This is a genomic window from Thalassospira sp. Z349TD_5 (genome assembly GCF_056173045.1).
The window spans coordinates 2,052,223-2,068,988 of the sequence record NZ_CM149654.1 but is presented as its reverse complement, the minus strand read 5'-3'; the positions used below and the strand labels follow the sequence as shown (position 1 = coordinate 2,068,988).

15 protein-coding genes are annotated in these 16,766 nt (G+C 52.6%); 5 read left to right on the top strand and 10 right to left on the bottom strand.

Annotation, left to right across the window (positions count from 1 at the left end):
• Positions 1 to 20 precede the first annotated feature (20 nt).
• The 7 genes from AC0VXT_RS09345 to AC0VXT_RS09315 all read right to left on the bottom strand — a co-directional run bounded on the left by AC0VXT_RS09345 (position 21) and on the right by AC0VXT_RS09315 (position 7,191).
• Positions 21 to 878 carry an ABC transporter ATP-binding protein gene (locus AC0VXT_RS09345; RefSeq protein WP_022732283.1) on the bottom strand — a complete coding sequence of 286 codons (858 nt, stop codon included), beginning with the start codon at positions 876 to 878 and terminating at the stop codon, positions 21 to 23.
• Entirely contained in the window at positions 875 to 2,395 is a 1,521-nt protein-coding gene (livM, locus tag AC0VXT_RS09340) for a high-affinity branched-chain amino acid ABC transporter permease LivM (protein ID WP_475548388.1), read from the bottom strand. Before livM ends, AC0VXT_RS09345 begins: the two co-directional genes overlap by 4 nt.
• The gene (locus tag AC0VXT_RS09335) at positions 2,395 to 3,318 is read right to left on the bottom strand and encodes an ABC transporter permease subunit (RefSeq protein WP_475548387.1); all 924 of its coding nucleotides are present in this window, start codon (positions 3,316 to 3,318) and stop codon (positions 2,395 to 2,397) included. Before AC0VXT_RS09335 ends, livM begins: the two co-directional genes overlap by 1 nt.
• A gap of 353 nt (positions 3,319 to 3,671) precedes the next feature.
• Positions 3,672 to 3,863, bottom strand: coding sequence for a DUF6898 family protein (locus tag AC0VXT_RS09330; protein WP_081649506.1), 192 nt, complete (start codon positions 3,861 to 3,863; stop codon positions 3,672 to 3,674).
• A gap of 130 nt (positions 3,864 to 3,993) precedes the next feature.
• Positions 3,994 to 4,884, bottom strand: a complete 891-nt coding sequence (gene mmsB / locus AC0VXT_RS09325) for a 3-hydroxyisobutyrate dehydrogenase (protein ID WP_475548386.1) — start codon at positions 4,882 to 4,884, stop codon at positions 3,994 to 3,996.
• Between the two features lie 69 nt (positions 4,885 to 4,953).
• A complete protein-coding gene (locus AC0VXT_RS09320; protein WP_475548385.1) occupies positions 4,954 to 6,048 on the bottom strand; it encodes an enoyl-CoA hydratase/isomerase family protein in 1,095 nt (364 codons plus the stop codon).
• A 3-nt stretch (positions 6,049 to 6,051) separates the two neighbouring features.
• Positions 6,052 to 7,191: an acyl-CoA dehydrogenase family protein gene (locus AC0VXT_RS09315; protein ID WP_475548384.1), complete on the bottom strand. Its 1,140-nt coding sequence runs from the start codon at positions 7,189 to 7,191 to the stop codon at positions 6,052 to 6,054.
• A 228-nt stretch (positions 7,192 to 7,419) separates the two neighbouring features.
• Between AC0VXT_RS09315 and AC0VXT_RS09310 the strand changes: the two genes are divergently transcribed.
• The 4 genes from AC0VXT_RS09310 (at position 7,420) to hemB (ending at position 11,914) form a co-directional block, all read left to right on the top strand.
• Positions 7,420 to 8,706 (top strand): O-acetylhomoserine aminocarboxypropyltransferase/cysteine synthase family protein, encoded by a 1,287-nt coding sequence (locus AC0VXT_RS09310; RefSeq protein ID WP_475548383.1) that lies wholly within the window; start codon positions 7,420 to 7,422, stop codon positions 8,704 to 8,706.
• A 156-nt stretch (positions 8,707 to 8,862) separates the two neighbouring features.
• Entirely contained in the window at positions 8,863 to 9,621 is a 759-nt protein-coding gene (locus AC0VXT_RS09305) for a DeoR/GlpR family DNA-binding transcription regulator (RefSeq protein WP_475548382.1), read from the top strand.
• 5 nt (positions 9,622 to 9,626) lie between these two features.
• Positions 9,627 to 10,823: an MFS transporter gene (locus AC0VXT_RS09300; protein ID WP_475548381.1), complete on the top strand. Its 1,197-nt coding sequence runs from the start codon at positions 9,627 to 9,629 to the stop codon at positions 10,821 to 10,823.
• 89 nt (positions 10,824 to 10,912) lie between these two features.
• Positions 10,913 to 11,914, top strand: a complete 1,002-nt coding sequence (gene hemB / locus AC0VXT_RS09295) for a porphobilinogen synthase (protein ID WP_475548380.1) — start codon at positions 10,913 to 10,915, stop codon at positions 11,912 to 11,914.
• Between the two features lie 97 nt (positions 11,915 to 12,011).
• Here hemB and AC0VXT_RS09290 read toward each other — a convergent pair whose 3' ends face one another.
• Positions 12,012 to 12,974, bottom strand: a complete 963-nt coding sequence (locus tag AC0VXT_RS09290; RefSeq protein WP_475548379.1) for an HAD-IIA family hydrolase — start codon at positions 12,972 to 12,974, stop codon at positions 12,012 to 12,014.
• A gap of 483 nt (positions 12,975 to 13,457) precedes the next feature.
• Between AC0VXT_RS09290 and AC0VXT_RS09285 the strand changes: the two genes are divergently transcribed.
• Positions 13,458 to 13,616 (top strand): DUF1127 domain-containing protein, encoded by a 159-nt coding sequence (locus tag AC0VXT_RS09285; RefSeq protein WP_081649507.1) that lies wholly within the window; start codon positions 13,458 to 13,460, stop codon positions 13,614 to 13,616.
• 114 nt (positions 13,617 to 13,730) lie between these two features.
• On the opposite strand, the gene AC0VXT_RS09280 is transcribed toward AC0VXT_RS09285, so the two are convergent.
• Both AC0VXT_RS09280 and AC0VXT_RS09275 read right to left on the bottom strand, forming a co-directional pair.
• Complete coding sequence (locus AC0VXT_RS09280; protein WP_475548378.1) at positions 13,731 to 15,245, bottom strand: malonate--CoA ligase; 1,515 nt, start codon at positions 15,243 to 15,245, stop codon at positions 13,731 to 13,733.
• Positions 15,246 to 15,397: 152 nt separating this feature from the next.
• Positions 15,398 to 16,564 carry a type III PLP-dependent enzyme gene (locus tag AC0VXT_RS09275; protein ID WP_475548377.1) on the bottom strand — a complete coding sequence of 389 codons (1,167 nt, stop codon included), beginning with the start codon at positions 16,562 to 16,564 and terminating at the stop codon, positions 15,398 to 15,400.
• Positions 16,565 to 16,766: the final 202 nt, after the last annotated feature.

The window sequence follows — 16,766 nt, the reverse complement described above, 5'->3', positions numbered from 1 at the left end:
GGACATATCGATCTACTCCCTCACTGCGCTTTCGGATCAAGATGAAGGTCGGCAGCGACTTCCGGCGGCAATTCATCGTCTTCATCCTCACCGAGGTAAGCACGAATAACAGCCGGATCATTCTTGACGGCATCGGGATCGCCATCGGCGATCTTTTTACCGTAATCAAGCACGATCACATGATCGGAAATCTTCATGACGACGCTCATGTCATGTTCAATCAGCAAAAGACCAATCCCCTGATCATCACGGATGCTCTGCAACAGAACATTAAGCTCCGAAGACTCACGAGGGTTAAGGCCAGCTGCCGGTTCATCAAGACACAGCAGTGAAGGGTTCACACACATCGCACGTGCAATCTCAAGGCGACGCTGTGACCCATACGGCAGGTTGCCAGCGTTCCAGTCGGCCTGATCATACAGACCAACCTTGTTCAGCCAGAATTTGGCGGTTTCAAGCGCCTCTTTCTCCGCCTTGGCATAGCGACCAAGATTGAATAGACCCGCCAGCGAAAAGGCAGATGCATCCATCAAGGCATTATGCTGTGCCACAATCAGGTTTTCCAAAACAGTCATGCCGGTAAACAGGCGGATGTTCTGGAAAGTACGTGCCACACCATTGTTGCGTGGGATGCGGAAGCCTTCACTACGCTCCAAAAGACGCGGCCCATCATTGGCATAAAGCGTCAGACGACCTTCGGTCGGAACGTAGAACCCGGTAAGACAGTTAAAGACCGTGGTCTTCCCTGCCCCGTTCGGGCCGATGATTGCCGTGATCTCACCCTTTCGCGCGGTGAAAGAAAGATCATCAATGGCGACCAGGCCGCCAAAGCGCATGGTCAGGTGTTCGACTTCAAGTTGGACGTTGTTGTCGGTCATTTGGCTTCTCCGGCAACTTTTTCTTTCTTGCTCATATTCAAAAGGATGGTCGGATCACGGAAAGACAAAAGTCCACGTGGGCGCCACAACATGATGGCAACCATACCAGCCCCGAAGATCAGCATGCGATACTCGGCAAGCTCACGGAACATTTCCGGGAAGCCAATCATCACGACCGCGGCAAGCACCACACCAATCTGACTGCCCATACCGCCCATCACAACGATGGCCAGGATCACAGCAGATTCAAGGAAGGTGAAGCTTTCCGGACTGATAAAGCCCTGACGGGTTGCAAAGAACGCGCCGGCAAAACCACCAAACATCGCGCCGATTGCAAACGCAGACAGCTTGGTATTGGTTGGATTGATGCCAAGAGAACGACAGGCGATTTCGTCTTCACGCAACGCTTCCCACGCCCGCCCGATCGGCAATTTACGCAAGCGCATGGTTACAAAGTTTGTAACCAACGCCAGAATAAGGATCAGGTAGTAAAGGAAGATCAGGCGATGCATGGATGAGTATTCAATACCCATCAAATCACCAAACCCGATGGAACCTTCCGGAACACGGCGCGAAAATTCCGCCAGCCCAAAGAAACTCGGTCGTTCAATGGACGAAATGCCATCCGGCCCGCCGGTTAAATCATACCAGTTGATCAGGATAACACGGATGATTTCACCAAAGCCCAAGGTCACAATCGCCAGATAATCACCGCGAAGCCGTAAAACCGGGAAGCCCAGAATAATGCCAAAGCTTGCGGCAAAGATACCGGCAAGCGGCAGGCACAGCCAGAAGCTCAGATCGAAGTTCTGCGACAGCAATGCATAGGAATATGCACCAACAGCGTAGAAGGCCACATAGCCAAGATCAAGAAGACCGGCCAGCCCGACCACGATGTTCAACCCCCAACCGAGCATGATGTAAATCATAACAAGGGTTGCAAGGTCGATCGCAGAACGGTTTTCACCAAAGATCAACGGGAAAATGAAGAAGAAGATAATCCCGATTAAACCGATTTTTTTGGTATTGGACCGATAGGCAACCTGAATTTTCGATGAAATTTTCGTGCTTTCATCAACGACAACAGCACTCTTTTCCTTCATCGAGAAGTACGCGATGGCAAAAACAATCGCGAGGAAACAAACCGTCACAACAATGCTTGTGAAGCTGTCAACCGCCATGTCGAGAACCACAGGCGATGCCCAACGGTCGTCCATGTCGCGGAAACGCACAAACATTTCGAAAACGCAAACCGCAGCCAGCGTAATCATGAGGGCCTGAACCAGCCGTGAAATACCTTCACGACGAACGATCAGGGCAAGACGGCCAATAACCGTCGATCCAATGGCGATCAGGACAAGGTCCCACCGCACAGCCAGTTCAAGACCGGTCGGACGGTCAACGGTCTCGACCCCAAGGATCATGACCGACATGAGCAGCGCAATCACGGCAAAGAACGCGAGTTCCTTGACGATCTCTGAGCCGCTGGTACGAGATGAAGCAAATGCAGAAGACATCAGACTTTCTCCACCTCAGGCTTACCAAGCAGCCCCCAAGGGCGGAAGATCAGCACGAGAACGAGAATACCGAACGTCGCAACGTCCTTGTATTCAATCGTGAGATACCCCGACCAGAATGCCTCGATCAGACCAATCAAAAGCCCGCCGAGCATCGCACCTGGAAGTGAACCGATACCGCCCAGAACAGCGGCGGTGAAGGCTTTCACACCAGCAAGGAAGCCGATGTAGAAATCAATCACACCATAATACAGTGTCACCATCATCCCTGCGACCGATGCCAGGGCAGCCCCCATAACAAAGGTGGTCGAAATTGTGCGGTTGACATTGACGCCCAGAAGGCCCGCCATTGTGCGATCCTGTTCACAAGCGCGCTGCGCACGACCCAGTGATGTTTTGGCAATCAGTGTGGAGAACACGACCATCAGCACAAAGGTAAGAACAATAATGATGATCTGCATATAGCTCAGCTGAACATCGAAGTTCGCACTTTTCATCATGGTGATGCCGCCTTCAATAAGCGGCTGCATCGGCTTAACGCGTGCACCTTGCGAAATCTGAACGAAGTTCTGCAGGAAGATGGACATGCCGATGGCAGAAATCAGCGCTGCAAGCCGGAATGATCCGCGCAGCGGCCGGTATGCGACCCGTTCAACGCCCCAACCATAGATCGAGGTCAGAACCATTGAAACGAACAGCATCAAAAGAAGTGTGAGCGGTAAAATACCGCTAATCCCTGCTGCCTGACAGATCAGGAAGGTGATCAGGGAGTGAAACGCACCGATCATATAGATCTCGCCGTGCGCGAAGTTGATCATGCCGATGATGCCATACACCATGGTGTAACCGATGGCGATCAGACCATAGATGGCTCCCAGCGTCAGACCGTTGATCAATTGTTGTAGGAAATAAGCCCAATCCATTGCACAACCTTAGATTTGGCACAGACAAACAAGGTCTTCGCCTGATCAACAGAAGGCATCAAGTCATAGATATATGTATTGATTGGATGAGACATAGTCTCCCCCTTGCCCCCTTGCAAACCCCGCAAAGCCTCCGTCTTATTGTTATCGGGTAGGACCCCGTTTAGCTCCCGGAGACGGCCATTCTTTTTGTGGCTCTTCCGTCCGGGAACGCGATTAGAGCGCAAACCTTAGACACATGTGTTCAAAGGCTGCAAGCGGCTTTCGGAATTTAGCAGAAATCACCAAATCCGGATTTGGAATTGGAATAAAACACTGACCGACATCGCCACCCGCTCTTTATATTGTATACATTATCCTTTGTTGAGAACGTATTCAAGTTTTCGTGCAGCAACCCGCTTCAACTGTTCCGGATTCCGGCTGACCGGCCCTGCCACAGTCACTTCTGTTCCCGTCTGTCCGTCAATCGCTGTGCACCGCAAATAGGTTCCGACCTGACGCAGTTCGAAATAAATCTCTCGGGTCGTGGTTGGGCGCGTGCTCATGTCGAACGTAAAACCTTACTCGGGATAAAATACCACTCTATTTTGCGCGCATTTTCAGACAACGCAATAGTTATAACAAAAACGGGCCCGGCGAACCGGACCCGTCGTAACAACTCGTCAAGATGATGCGTTACTTCTCACCATCAAGCATTTTGACAATCGCCGAGAAATCCATACCGCCATTTCCACCATTGGAATAAAGCGCATAAAGGCTTTCCGCCAGCGCCCCCATCGGGGTTGTTGCCCCCGATGCCGCCGATGCTTGCTGGGCCAGCTTCAAATCTTTAAGCATCATGTCCACCGCAAAGCCCGGTTGATAGTCCCGGTTTGCCGGTGACGTTGGCACCGGCCCCGGCACCGGGCAATAACTGGTCAAGGCCCAGCACTGACCTGACGCCTTTGATGAAACATCAAACAGCTTCTGCGCATCAAGACCAAGACGCTTGGCCAACATAAATGCCTCGGACACAGCAATCATATTCACGCCAAGAATCATGTTATTACAGATCTTGGCTGCCTGCCCGGCCCCACTGTCACCCGCATGGATGATATTGCTGCCCATCGCATCAAGGATTGGCTCGGCACTGGCGAAATCAGCTTCGCTACCACCAACCATGAACGTCAACGTTCCTGCGGCCGCCCCGGCCGTGCCGCCCGATATCGGTGCATCAACAGCGCCAAACCCCTTGGCTTTTGCCAAGTCTGCGGCCTTGCGCGCGGCATCCACCTCAATCGTCGAACTATCAATCAGGATCGTTCCGGGTGCCGCATTGGCAACCACGCCATCCGGTCCGTCATAAACCGACAAAACATGTTTTCCCGCCGGAAGAACCGTCACGACAAAATTCACATTACTGACAGCCTGGGCAACGGTATCTGCCTTGGTGGCACCGGCTTCAACTGCCTTGGCCACCGCATCTGCAGACAGATCAAATACCTTCAGCGCGTGACCAGCCTTAAGCAGGTTTTCCGCCATTGGCCCGCCCATATTACCCAGACCGATAAAACCGATATTCGCCATTTGAAGTCTCCTCTGACGTCCCGTTTGCGGGACTTTGTATTCATCACATTCGTCACAGATCGCTGTGACTTAAAGATTCAGTTCCCGATCCGCTGGCAACGGTGCGAAATATTCGGCCACTTCACGCGGATCAACCTGCCCAACATCACCATGCTGCCATTTCGGCGCATGATCCTTGTCAATAATCACGGCACGCACCCCTTCAAACAAATCGGGCTTGCGGACCATGCGCTGTGACAGGCGAAACTCCATATTCAGCACCTCGGCCAGTGTCATATCCCGCCCTTGGCGGATTTGATCGAAACTGACGCACAGTGCTGTTGGCGACTTGCCACTTAATGTCTTAAGACAATCTGTGTTGAACGCCGTGTCCTCACGCGCCAACGCATCAAAAATTGCCGCAACACTGTCAGCGGAAAATGCCTGATCAATCGTATCACGCTGCGCAACAAGGCTGGCAGCGCCAATGTCGGCATGAAACCCGGTCAGAATCTCTGTGACTGCGGCAAAGGCATCCGAACCGTAATCGGCCTGCACCAACGTAGCTTTCACTGCCGCAACCTGATCGGCATGAACACCGTGGGTCGCAAGACCTGCATAAAGACAGTCTGCCGCCTTAAGGCGCGCCCCGGTCAAACCAAGGTACATCCCGATTTCTCCGGGGCATCGCGACAGGAAATACCCACCACCAACATCCGGGAAAAAGCCAATGCCGGTTTCAGGCATGGCAAACATGGTGCGTTCCGTCACAACGCGGAACCGACCGTGAATGGAAACCCCGACACCGCCCCCCATCGTGATGCCATCTATCATCGCGACATAGGGTTTTTGGTAATTGGCGATGGCATGGTTCAAATGATATTCACGGCGATAGAACGCATCGAGCATATCTTCGTCGTCAACAGCGCGCGCATCATAAAGACCGCGAATATCGCCACCAGCACAAAACGCCTTCTCGCCAGCCCCCTCGACAACAACAACCTTGACCGCAGGATCATTTTCCCACGATTTCAGTTGGGCAGCCATCATGTCCACCATATCGAGATCAAGCGCATTCAGCGCGCGCGGACGGTTCAACAGGATATGACCAACCGGTCCGTCCTTTTTGAACAAGACGGGGACTTCAGACGGCTGGCTCTGATCGTTGTTTTTTTCGCTGGTCATTTCTCAATCCTTTAGGGCGGCACGCGATATGATCAGGCGCATGATTTCGTTCGTGCCTTCCAGAATTTGATGCACCCGCAAATCGCGCAGCAACCGTTCAATCGGATATTCGCGAATATAGCCGTATCCACCATGCAGTTGCAGGGCCTCGTTACAGACTTGAAATCCGATATCGGTCGCAAACCGTTTGGCCATGGCGCAAAACTGAGTTGCGTCATCGGCCTTAAGGTCGAGTTTCCATGCGGCTTTATGCAGCATCAAGCGGGCGGCTTCGAGTTCCGTCACCATATCTGCAAATTTGAACTGCAACGCCTGAAACTGATCAAGGCTACGGCCAAATTGCTTTCTGACTTTCATATGGTCACGCGCATGGTCCATCGCGGCACGCGCCCCACCGATTGAGCAGGCAGCAATGTTAAGGCGCCCACCATCCAGCCCCTTCATGGCAAACTTGAACCCCTCGCCTTCGGCACCAAGGCGGTTTTCGGCTGGAACCTTGCAATTGCTAAAAATAACAGCGGAGGTCGGCTGACTGTTCCAGCCCATCTTTTCTTCAAGCTTGCCAAAGGACAGGCCCACGGCGTCCTTTGGCACAATAAAGGTCGAAATCCCGCCCGGACCATCATCCCCAGTACGCGCCATGACAACATAGATATCACTACGCGATCCACCGGAAATAAACGCCTTCTCACCATTTAGGATATAATGATCACCGTCGCGTACCGCACTGGTCCGAAGGGCACCCGCATCCGACCCCGCACCGGGTTCGGTCAGGCAGTAACTTGCAAAATGCTCCATCGTGACAAGCTTTGGCAGAAACTGGGCACGTTGTGCATCCGTTCCAAAGCTGTCAATCATCCAGCAGGCCATATTGTGAATGGAAATATAGGCCGCAGTCGACGGACAGGCCGCTGCCAGTTCCTCAAAAATCACAACCGCGTCATGTCGCCCAAGGCCCGACCCGCCATATTCATCACGGGTATAAATCGCGGCAAAGCCAAGCTCAGCCGCCTTGCGCAGGGTTTCTTCGGGGAAGATATGTTTTGCGTCCCACTCACCCGCATTTGGCGCCATTTCGTTCTGGGCAAAGTCGCGGGCAGCATCAGCAAAAGCCTGCTGATCGTCTGTCAGGTTGAATTCCATTGGATCGCCGCCTCTGATGTTCTTCTATTTTCCCTTTACGTAAACGTGAAACGGCCTGTTTGTCAATTCATTCGGTATAACAGTACCGAATTATCACAATGCATCGCAGCCTCACCAACGACGTGCAAAACATTTGTCGAAATCACCAAATGTTTCTTGCTGACGCCCTATCGGTGCGCGTACCTTTTTTGCCTCAGAGAAAAATCATAAATCAGGGAAAACGACATCATGACGTCCATGAAACCGGAAACCATTGTTCTCCATGCTGGATACCGCGCCGAACCGACAACTGGTTCTGTTGCCGTACCGCTTTATCAAACCACCAGTTATCAGTTCCGTGACACACAACACGCAGCTGACCTTTTTGCGCTCAAAGAGTTGGGCAACATCTATACCCGCCTGATGAACCCGACCAATGATGTGCTTGAACAACGCGTTGCCGCCCTTGACGGTGGTGTTGCAGCCGTGGCACTGGCGTCCGGTCAGGCCGCGTCAACCTTTTCTATTCTCAATATTGCCCAGGCTGGCGACAATATTGTCAGTTCCACCGACCTTTATGGCGGCACATGGAACCTGTTTGCCAATACCTTTAAACAGATGGGGATCGAGGTCCGCTTTGCCGATCCGTCCGACCCTGAAAACTTCCGTCGTCTAACCGATGAAAAAACCCGCGCCTATTACGCCGAAACCCTGCCTAATCCGAAATTGCACGTCTTCCCGATCCGCGATGTCGCCAATATCGGTGATGAACTTGGTATTCCACTGATTGTCGATAACACCGCCGCCCCGGTCATTTGCAAACCGATTGAACATGGTGCGAGTATTGTGATGTATTCAACAACCAAATTCATTGCTGGCCATGGCACATCGGTTGGCGGGATCGTGGTTGATTCCGGTAAATTCGATTGGGAAAAACATGCAACCCGCTTCCCGCTTCTGAACGAACCCGACCCCAGTTATCACGGGGCTGTCTGGACGCAGGCCGTCAAACCGATTGGCCCGGTTGCCTATGCTATCAAACTGCGCTGCACTGTGCTGCGTGACATTGGAGCCGCCGCCTCCCCATTCAATTCGTTCCAGACCATTCAGGGCATGGAAACCTTGGCCCTTCGCATGGAACGTCATTGCGAAAACGCCAATAAGGTTGCCGACTTCCTGTCCAAGCACCCCAAGGTCACAAAAGTCATTCACCCCAGCCAGCAAGATGGCGAAAGCCGCAAACGTGCGGACACTTATCTTAAGGGCGGTTACGGATCCTTGATGGGCTTTGAACTGTCGGGCGGCAAGGAAGCCGGTGAGAAGTTTATCAATGCGCTGGAACTTCTTTATCATGTTGCAAACATCGGTGACACACGCTCACTCGCCATTCATCCGGCGACAACGACTCACAGTCAGCTTTCAGAAGAAGACCGTCTTTCATCGGGTGTGACCGATGGCTACGTGCGCCTTTCCATCGGGATCGAGCATATTGACGATATCCTTGCTGATCTGACACAGGCGCTTGCCAAAGCCTGACAATCTGCGCGGTTACGATAAAGCAACTGCCTCAGACCAAGACCGGCCATGAAATGTCATGGCCGGTTTTTTGTTGACCCCGTTGCCCAAACGCCGTAAATGCGCATTATCGGCAAAACATGCAAAACGTGCAACTTACGCAACAGGCAAACGATCATGTCCGTCACCACCCGGCAACAAGAAATACAAACCTTGGTCCGTGCCCATGGCACCGTCCATATCCATGATCTGGCCGCTTTGTTTCACGCATCTCTTGATACGATCCGACGTGATTTGCGCCAACTTGAAGACGAAGGACACCTGCGCCGGATTTATGGCGGGGCAATCCTGCCCAATACTGCCACAGCAACCTATGACGAACGCGCCAAGGAACTTCAGCCCGAACGCGCGGCCATCGCCAAAAAAACCGCAAACGACCTTATCCCCGATCACGGTGTTTTCTTTTTTGACAGCGGCACGACCATCTGCGAGGTCGCCCGGCATTTAAAACCATCGTTTCGTGGCACGATCATTACGGTTAACCCCATGGTTGCGGTTGAACTGGCCAAGCACCCCAACGCCAACGTCATCATGATTGGTGGTTTTCTGTTGAAAAACGACATGGTGGTCAGCGGCCCGACAACGGTTGACGAAATTCGTAACTACAATGCCGATATCGCCCTTTTGGGGACCTGTGCACTTCACCCCGAATCCGGTCTTTCGACCAGCACGGCCGAAGAACGCGCGACCAAGGCCGCAATGATTAACCAGACTGCTGAAATCATTGCTGTCACAACGGCCGATAAACTCGAAATAAGCCTTCCTTACCGCGTATGTGACATTGACGCGATTTCGTACCTTGTGACCGGGCGGAAACTTTCGGCGGGATACCTCGCCAATTATTCTGATCGCGGCCTTAACGTTATTCAGGCGTAAACGACATGCACGATCACACCAAAGCCCACAACAGGGTCCGCGCGATTTTCTTTTTGCATGGGGCTGCGTTTTCAAGCTGGGTTCCCCACATCCCGCTGGTTCAGGAACGTCTTGATCTTGGTCACAATGACCTTGGCGGTATTTTGCTGGCGGCGGCCATCGGTGTTTTGGCCGTAATGCCAATTGCCGGACGGCTGGCTGACCGTTTCGGCAGTGAACGTGTCGTGCGCTATTCCGGTTTATTCTATTTCATTGCTGTTGGGCTTCCTGCATTCATGCCGTCCTATCTCAGCATCACGATTGCGATGTTTGCCTTGGGCTTTTCTGGCGCGTTTCTGGATGTCGCGATGAATGCCAACGGCCTGAATGTGGAACGCCTGCGGGGCCGTAGCATCATGTCGGGCCTACACGGCTTCTGGAGCCTCGGCGGTTTTGCTGGTGCCGGGGTTGCGGCCGCGTGGTTTGCCCTGCCCATCCCCATCGCCGCGCACTTGCCAACCGTGCTGTCTATCTTCCTTGTCGCACATGTGATCGTGCAGGCGGGCCTCGTCCCTGATGCCGCCGTCCATACTCAAACAGCTCAACCTGATGTACAGCAATCCAACCAAAGCACCCAAAACCTCAAACGGCGCCCGCTCATTGTGTTTTTGTTGCCATTTGGGGTCTGTGCCTTCATCGGGCAATTTGGCGAAGGTGTGATTACCGACTGGGCGACCGTGTTTATGAACAGCGAACTATCGTCCGGTCCTACCATGGCGGCAGTTGGATTTGCGATCTACTCATGCGCCATGGCCGCAACGCGATTGTCGGGCGACATGCTGGTGATGAAATTTGGCCGAGCACAGGTTCTTTTGGCCAGTTCATGCCTAGCATCCCTCGGTACATTCATCATCGCATTATCTGCGCATTTCGTTGTGGCCTGGATCGGATGTGCCATCGCGGGGATGGGACTTGCCGTGATATTGCCATTGCTGTTGTCTGCCGCTTCAAAGGCCACAAGCAAAGGCGGTGGAACGGTTGTTTCGATCATCGCGGCCACGGGATATTCAGCCATCATGGCCGGGCCGCCGGTTATTGGTGCAATTGGCGAAGTATTCGGGCTTGTGAATGCCTTCATCGTCACCGCCAGTTTCCTGTCTCTGATCATTCCTGTTTATCTGCTAACCATGCGTCGGCGTTTGCAAATTGCGGGCAATGGTTGATCCGGCGTGCATTCTGCCGCATAAATTGACCAGCCGGTCCTGCCGGTGACACAGCCCCACAAAGCAGCCCACAAAATAGAGAACAGATCATGGCCAAATCCCATACCTATGGCGCATTCCCCCGCAACCGCCAGCGCCGCAACCGCATGTCCGACTGGTCGCGGAAAATGGTCGCGGAAACCCGGCTGACACCCCATGATCTGATCTTGCCGGTGTTTGTTGTGGATGGCTCCAATCAACGCATGCCCATTCCATCCATGCCCGGTGTCGAACGTCAATCAATTGATGTTCTGGTCGAGACGGCCAAACATGCGCAAAGCCTTGGCATTCCGGCCCTTGCCCTGTTTCCCTATATTGATGTTAGCCTTAAAACCAAGGACGCGCGCGAAGCATACAACCAAGACAATGTTGTCTGTCGCGCAACCAAGGCCATCAAGGACGCCTGCCCTAACCTTGGCGTGATCACCGATGTCGCCCTTGATCCGTTCAATGCCGATGGTCAGGACGGTATCGTGGTCGATGGTCAGATACTGAATGATGAAACCACCGAGGCACTGGTCCGTCAGGCACTGGTTCAGGCACAGGCAGGTTGTGATGTCGTCGCCCCATCCGACATGATGGATGGCCGCATCGGCGCCATTCGCGACGTGCTTGAGGGTGAAAACCTTAAAAACGTGCAGATCATGGCCTATGCCGCGAAATACGCGTCATCGTTCTATGGACCGTTCCGCGATGCCATCGGATCGGCAAGCGCACTGGGCAAGGCTGACAAAAAAACCTATCAGCTTGACCCGGCCAACACCGACGAAGCCATGCGCGAAGTGGCTTACGATTTGAACGAAGGTGCAGACTCCGTCATCGTCAAACCCGGTTTGCCCTATCTTGACGTGCTTTATCGGGTCCGTCAGGAATTTGGCGTTCCGGTCTTTGCCTATCAGGTGTCGGGTGAATACGCCATGCTGCGTGCGGCCGCGGCGAATGGCTGGCTGGATTATCTTGGTTGCGCAATTGAAACACTGTCGTGTTTCAAACGTGCCGGCGCATCGGGCATTCTGACTTACAGCGCAATCGAAGTTGCCGAAGCGCTTTAATCTGCAAATGTAATTAGCTGACTTAAAAGATTATTGAACGGAACAAAGGGCCTCACCAGAGGCCCTTTGTTGTATGGTTTATGTGGTTGATCTTCGATCAGGCGACTTCGGTTTTGATGTTGTCATCGATGCCAAATCCAATCGCGCGGGCACAGAAATGCGGTCGAAGACCGGCACGGGAAAATACGCCTTCGATATCCTGCCCATCAAGGAAACCACCCTGATGCACCAAAAGGGTCTTAATCCCGACAGAAAGCCCGCCCAGCACATCGGTATGAACCGTATCGCCAACCATCAGCACACGGTCGCGCTTTACATCCGGATGCCGCCGCAGGACTTCTTCGAATACGTGATGATACGGTTTCCCAACACATTGCGGCATCACGCCGCAGGCATCTGCGGCCAAATGCGCGAAATAACCTGACTCAACCGACAGGAATTCCCCCATCGGGGCGCAGATATCCGGGTTACCCACCAAAATCGGGCGTGGATTGTCACGCAGGCTTTGCTCAAGCAGGTTCTGCTGTGGGTCAGACCAGCTTTCAGAATCAATAAGAAGGAAACCACCGACCGCATCATATAGTGCGCGGTCTTCGCCAAGCGGTTCAACAGTGTCAGGCAGCACATGGAACGGCCAATCTTTTGGCGCCATTGCCCCCCAATACGTAATGTCGCCATGACTATTCATCATCGGGGCGACAAATTGCTGGCTGCTGATCAGACTGCTGGTACCAAAATCAAAGCCGCGGTTGCGATGACGGGCCAGAATGGCCTCCGCAGAACTCGATGCGTCGTTGGTCACAACGGCGATGCTCTTGCCCATATCCTGCAAACGTCGAACAGTATCGACCGCACCGGCGATGGCTGTCGGGCCGCTATTAAGCACGCCAAAGGCATCAAACACGATCAAATCAAACTGATCCGCAATCGACAGAAGGTTTTCAACATATTCTGTCTTTTGGGGCACCGCATCAGCACGCACCTCTGGCAAACGGGGCGCATAATGCAAATAGGCCTCGATTGCCTGCTCAAAATTGAGCCTGGGGCGATTGATGCTCATGTTCGATTCTCCTGATCGTATGGGGTGTGGAACGTATAGCGGGCCCATTCAACCCGATTAAGCCACCTTTTTACATCCCAATTTTTCAATGCAAGGCCATTCCGGACGAAACAACCAAGACGCGTTAAGCAATTTCGTTAGCCATGCACTGAAAGCATAGCAATAAAACATCTAAAAGCATCGTGCCATGACAGAATTAAAGCCAATTCATTGCAATTTGGTGACTTTCTGCACTTTCCAAACGACTGCCATGCAAAAAATGCATTGGAATTACACAAATGCCGAGCGTAGATTGCCCTCACGAAATGAATAGGACGTATCGACTGGTGAATGCGCCATCAAGCAGATGATCATTCGATACATTGTAAACAAACCGACACGTCAAACCAGTTAACTATTCCGCACGCGGAATACCTTCGGTGAGAACATGCCGGTTATCTGAACAGGCGCCGAAAAATCGGCCGGTTTGAAATAGGTGATGAAATGATCGTAACTAAAATTTTTGCTTTCCTCCGCGCTCTTCGCGTTCAGTACCAGACCCAGGTTGCGCTGCGTAAACTTGATCCGCGCGAACTTGCCGACATCGGTCTGAACCGCGACATGATCGACGATGTAGCACACCGCGTTGCTTTCGGTCGTTAATCAACGACTGAAACGTCCGACGAAAAAACCCCGGCAGTTTTGCCGGGGTTTTTCTTTGTCTGCCTGCTGCAATAGACCAAACGAATGACCTACCCCGCAGAGCCTATCAATGTTCTAATTGGCAAATAGCGCCTTGTGTTCGTCGCGCAGGATATTCTTCTGCACCTTGCCCATCGCATTGCGGGGCAGTTCGCCGACAAAAAATACCCGTTTTGGCACTTTGAAATTCGCCAACTGTGACTTGATGGCACCGATGACATCGTCTTCTGACAATTCATCGTTACTACGTACGATCACTGCGACGACTGCCTCGCCAAAGTCCGGATGGGCAACACCAATCACAGCACTCTCAACAACACCATCCATTTTGTCGATCAGCGTTTCAATTTCCTTGGGATAGATGTTAAACCCGCCGGAAATCACCAGGTCCTTGGCCCGACCGACGATATGGACATATCCCTTGGCATCGATCTTGGCGATGTCACCGGTGATAAAGAAGCCATCATCGCGAAATTCCTCAGCCGTTTTTTCGGGCATCTGCCAATAGCCGGCAAACACATTCGGACCACGGGCCTCAAGCACACCGACCTCATCGGTTGCCAAAACCGTGCCGTCATCATCACAAACGCGCACATCCACATCGGGTAATGCCGGTCCAACCGTATGCACAATGCGTTCACCAACCAGCGGGTTTGACGTCGCCATCCCCATTTCAGTCATGCCATAGCGTTCAAGCAAGGCCTTGCCGGTGCGCTGTTCAAACGCGGTAAAGGTCTCGGGCAGCAACGGGGCGGAACCGGAAATAAACAACCGCATGTTAGCGCTAACATCGGTAGTAAAATCATCCTCGGACAGCAAACGGACGTAGAAGGTCGGAACCCCCATCATGACAGTACTGCGCGGCAAAAGCGCCATCACCTGATAGCGGTCAAACTTCGGCAGGAAGAACATCTTTGAACCCGACAACATCACGCAGTGGCAGGCAATGAACAGACCATGGGTATGAAAGATCGGCAAGGCGTGCAGCAAAACATCACCGCCAGTAAAGCCCCACAGTGTTTCGAGTGTTGACGCATTGGACCACAGGTTCATCTGGGTCATCATCGCGCCCTTGGGCTTGCCGGTTGTGCCAGACGTGTAAAGGATTGCGGCAAGGTCATCATCAGCACAGGCCACGGGTGCGAAATCATCGCCCTGCTCTGCTGCGCCGGAGACCAGCGTCCCGTCCGCTTCCGTGCCAAGGGTCAAAACAGATTTAACACCCTGTTCTGCGGCAATCGCACTGACTTCTGCTTCACGATGCGGCTGACAAACAAAGATCACCGGCGATGCATTGCCCATGAAATACGCCAACTCACCGGCCTGATAAGCCGTGTTGAGCGGCAAATAAACAAGACCGGCACGAATACATCCAAGATACAAAAACAGGGCTTCGGGTGATTTATCGACCTGAACCGCGATCCGGTCGCCCTTTTTGGCCCCCAGTGAGATCAAAAGCCCGGCAATGCGGGCTGAATACGTATCCGCATCGCCATAGCTATAAGTCTTGCCATCTGGTGTTTCGATCAAAACTGACGACAAATCAGCCGGGAACCGATCCCGAATACGCATAAAAAGGCTGTTGGTCACAGTAACGCTTCCCCGATGAATTATCATTGGACCGACAGCTTTCTGCTGTCGGTCATATTCGCGGGAAGCATAGTGCAACCAACCATTATCGGTAAACAAGTACTATTTTACCGTAATGGTTGGTTTTATGCCAAATGCGTTAGGCGGAAAGATTACGCAACATACGGGAATTCGCCGTCGACAAACGGGAAAGCCTCGCCGACGGTGACTTGCACTTCCGGGTGGAACCCATTGAAATTCGTCGCAAGTGCGTTGCTATAGGCCCCAATATGACCAAATTCGATCCAGTCCCCTTCACGAATATCTGCTGGCAAATTGACGGTTGCTGGCAGAACATCCATATTGTCGCAGGTTGGTCCATAGATGGTGAAGTCTAGCGTTTCCTCAGGATCAAATTCACCCTGAAGACGCATAGGCCGCACAGGATAACGTAACTGACCGGTGACGGTTTCGGACAGGCTGCCATACACACCATCATTGATGAAAAGCTGATCTTCCTTGCGCAGTTGCACCTGAGTAATCAGCGACACGCCGCTTGAAACAAGGGCTCTGCCCGGTTCGCACATAAATGTGGTTTCAGGCATATCAAGCCATCGGATGCAGTCCTTGATTTCATCCATGATTTCTTCAAGTGCCGGACCGCGCTGGTTCATATACTGGCCGGGGAAACCGCCGCCAACGTCAATGTGTTTCACCTTCACACCCGAGAAATCGACAACTTGGCGGATCAGCTCAATCGCAATGCGATAGCCGTTTGCCGTTGTACATTGCGACCCAACATGGAAGCAAAGCCCGGCCTCATAGCCCAATGCGTCAACCTGCTTAAGAAGTTCGGCCGCAGCCATTGGGCGCGCGCCAAACTTTGCCGATAGATTATAGATTGCACCGGCTGGCGGGGTCGCCAAACGCACATGGATTTTCAGATTGGTGTCGCCGTCGGTTTCTTCGCGGATTTTTTTAAGTTCATCTTCGGTATCAATCACATAGTGATCAATGCCAAAGACCCGGTGCGCACTGCGAATGCCATCGCGGCTTTTAACCGGGTGCATGAAGTAGGACTTCATACCGGGGAACTGGCGGCGCACCAATGCAATTTCATCTGGCGAGGCCGTATCAAAATGCCTCACCCCACCTTCATGCAGATAGCGCATGACTTCGGGATGCGGATTACATTTCACCGCATAAAGAACGTCACCAGGGAACATATCGACAAAGCGCTGCGCTGTTTCTCGAAGGATATTGGGCCTGAGACAATAGACCGGATAGGACGGCTTAAGTTCCTTAACAACATCGAACGTCGTATCGAAATGACGCGGCATGTAAACTCCATCGTTCACGGGTAACTGGCGCCCAGACACGCATTATCGCCGGGCTGGCCATTTATAAACATAAGGGTAGCAGCCCTTTTGGGCGCTGTCATGCCCCAACCGGCGAATTGATCTTGATATTCCAAACGCCCACCGATAAATTGGTAAAACAATACCAAATAACCAATATCGTGTGATTTACGCTTTTCTGCGC

Bases quoted from the DNA above. Each gene is read 5' to 3' on its own strand.
- mmsB (WP_475548386.1), bottom strand. From the start codon at position 4,884: ATGGCGAATATCGGTTTTATCGGTCTGGGTAATATGGGCGGGCCAATG.
- AC0VXT_RS09300 (WP_475548381.1), top strand. From the start codon at position 9,627: ATGCACGATCACACCAAAGCCCACAACAGGGTCCGCGCGATTTTCTTT.
- livM (WP_475548388.1), bottom strand. From the start codon at position 2,395: ATGTCTTCTGCATTTGCTTCATCTCGTACCAGCGGCTCAGAGATCGTC.
- AC0VXT_RS09315 (WP_475548384.1), bottom strand. From the start codon at position 7,191: ATGGAATTCAACCTGACAGACGATCAGCAGGCTTTTGCTGATGCTGCC.
- AC0VXT_RS09320 (WP_475548385.1), bottom strand. From the start codon at position 6,048: ATGACCAGCGAAAAAAACAACGATCAGAGCCAGCCGTCTGAAGTCCCC.
- AC0VXT_RS09345 (WP_022732283.1), bottom strand. From the start codon at position 878: ATGACCGACAACAACGTCCAACTTGAAGTCGAACACCTGACCATGCGC.
- AC0VXT_RS09335 (WP_475548387.1), bottom strand. From the start codon at position 3,318: ATGGATTGGGCTTATTTCCTACAACAATTGATCAACGGTCTGACGCTG.
- AC0VXT_RS09275 (WP_475548377.1), bottom strand. From the start codon at position 16,564: ATGCCGCGTCATTTCGATACGACGTTCGATGTTGTTAAGGAACTTAAG.
- AC0VXT_RS09330 (WP_081649506.1), bottom strand. From the start codon at position 3,863: ATGAGCACGCGCCCAACCACGACCCGAGAGATTTATTTCGAACTGCGT.
- AC0VXT_RS09305 (WP_475548382.1), top strand. From the start codon at position 8,863: ATGTCCGTCACCACCCGGCAACAAGAAATACAAACCTTGGTCCGTGCC.
- AC0VXT_RS09290 (WP_475548379.1), bottom strand. From the start codon at position 12,974: ATGAGCATCAATCGCCCCAGGCTCAATTTTGAGCAGGCAATCGAGGCC.
- AC0VXT_RS09310 (WP_475548383.1), top strand. From the start codon at position 7,420: ATGACGTCCATGAAACCGGAAACCATTGTTCTCCATGCTGGATACCGC.
- AC0VXT_RS09285 (WP_081649507.1), top strand. From the start codon at position 13,458: ATGATCGTAACTAAAATTTTTGCTTTCCTCCGCGCTCTTCGCGTTCAG.
- hemB (WP_475548380.1), top strand. From the start codon at position 10,913: ATGGCCAAATCCCATACCTATGGCGCATTCCCCCGCAACCGCCAGCGC.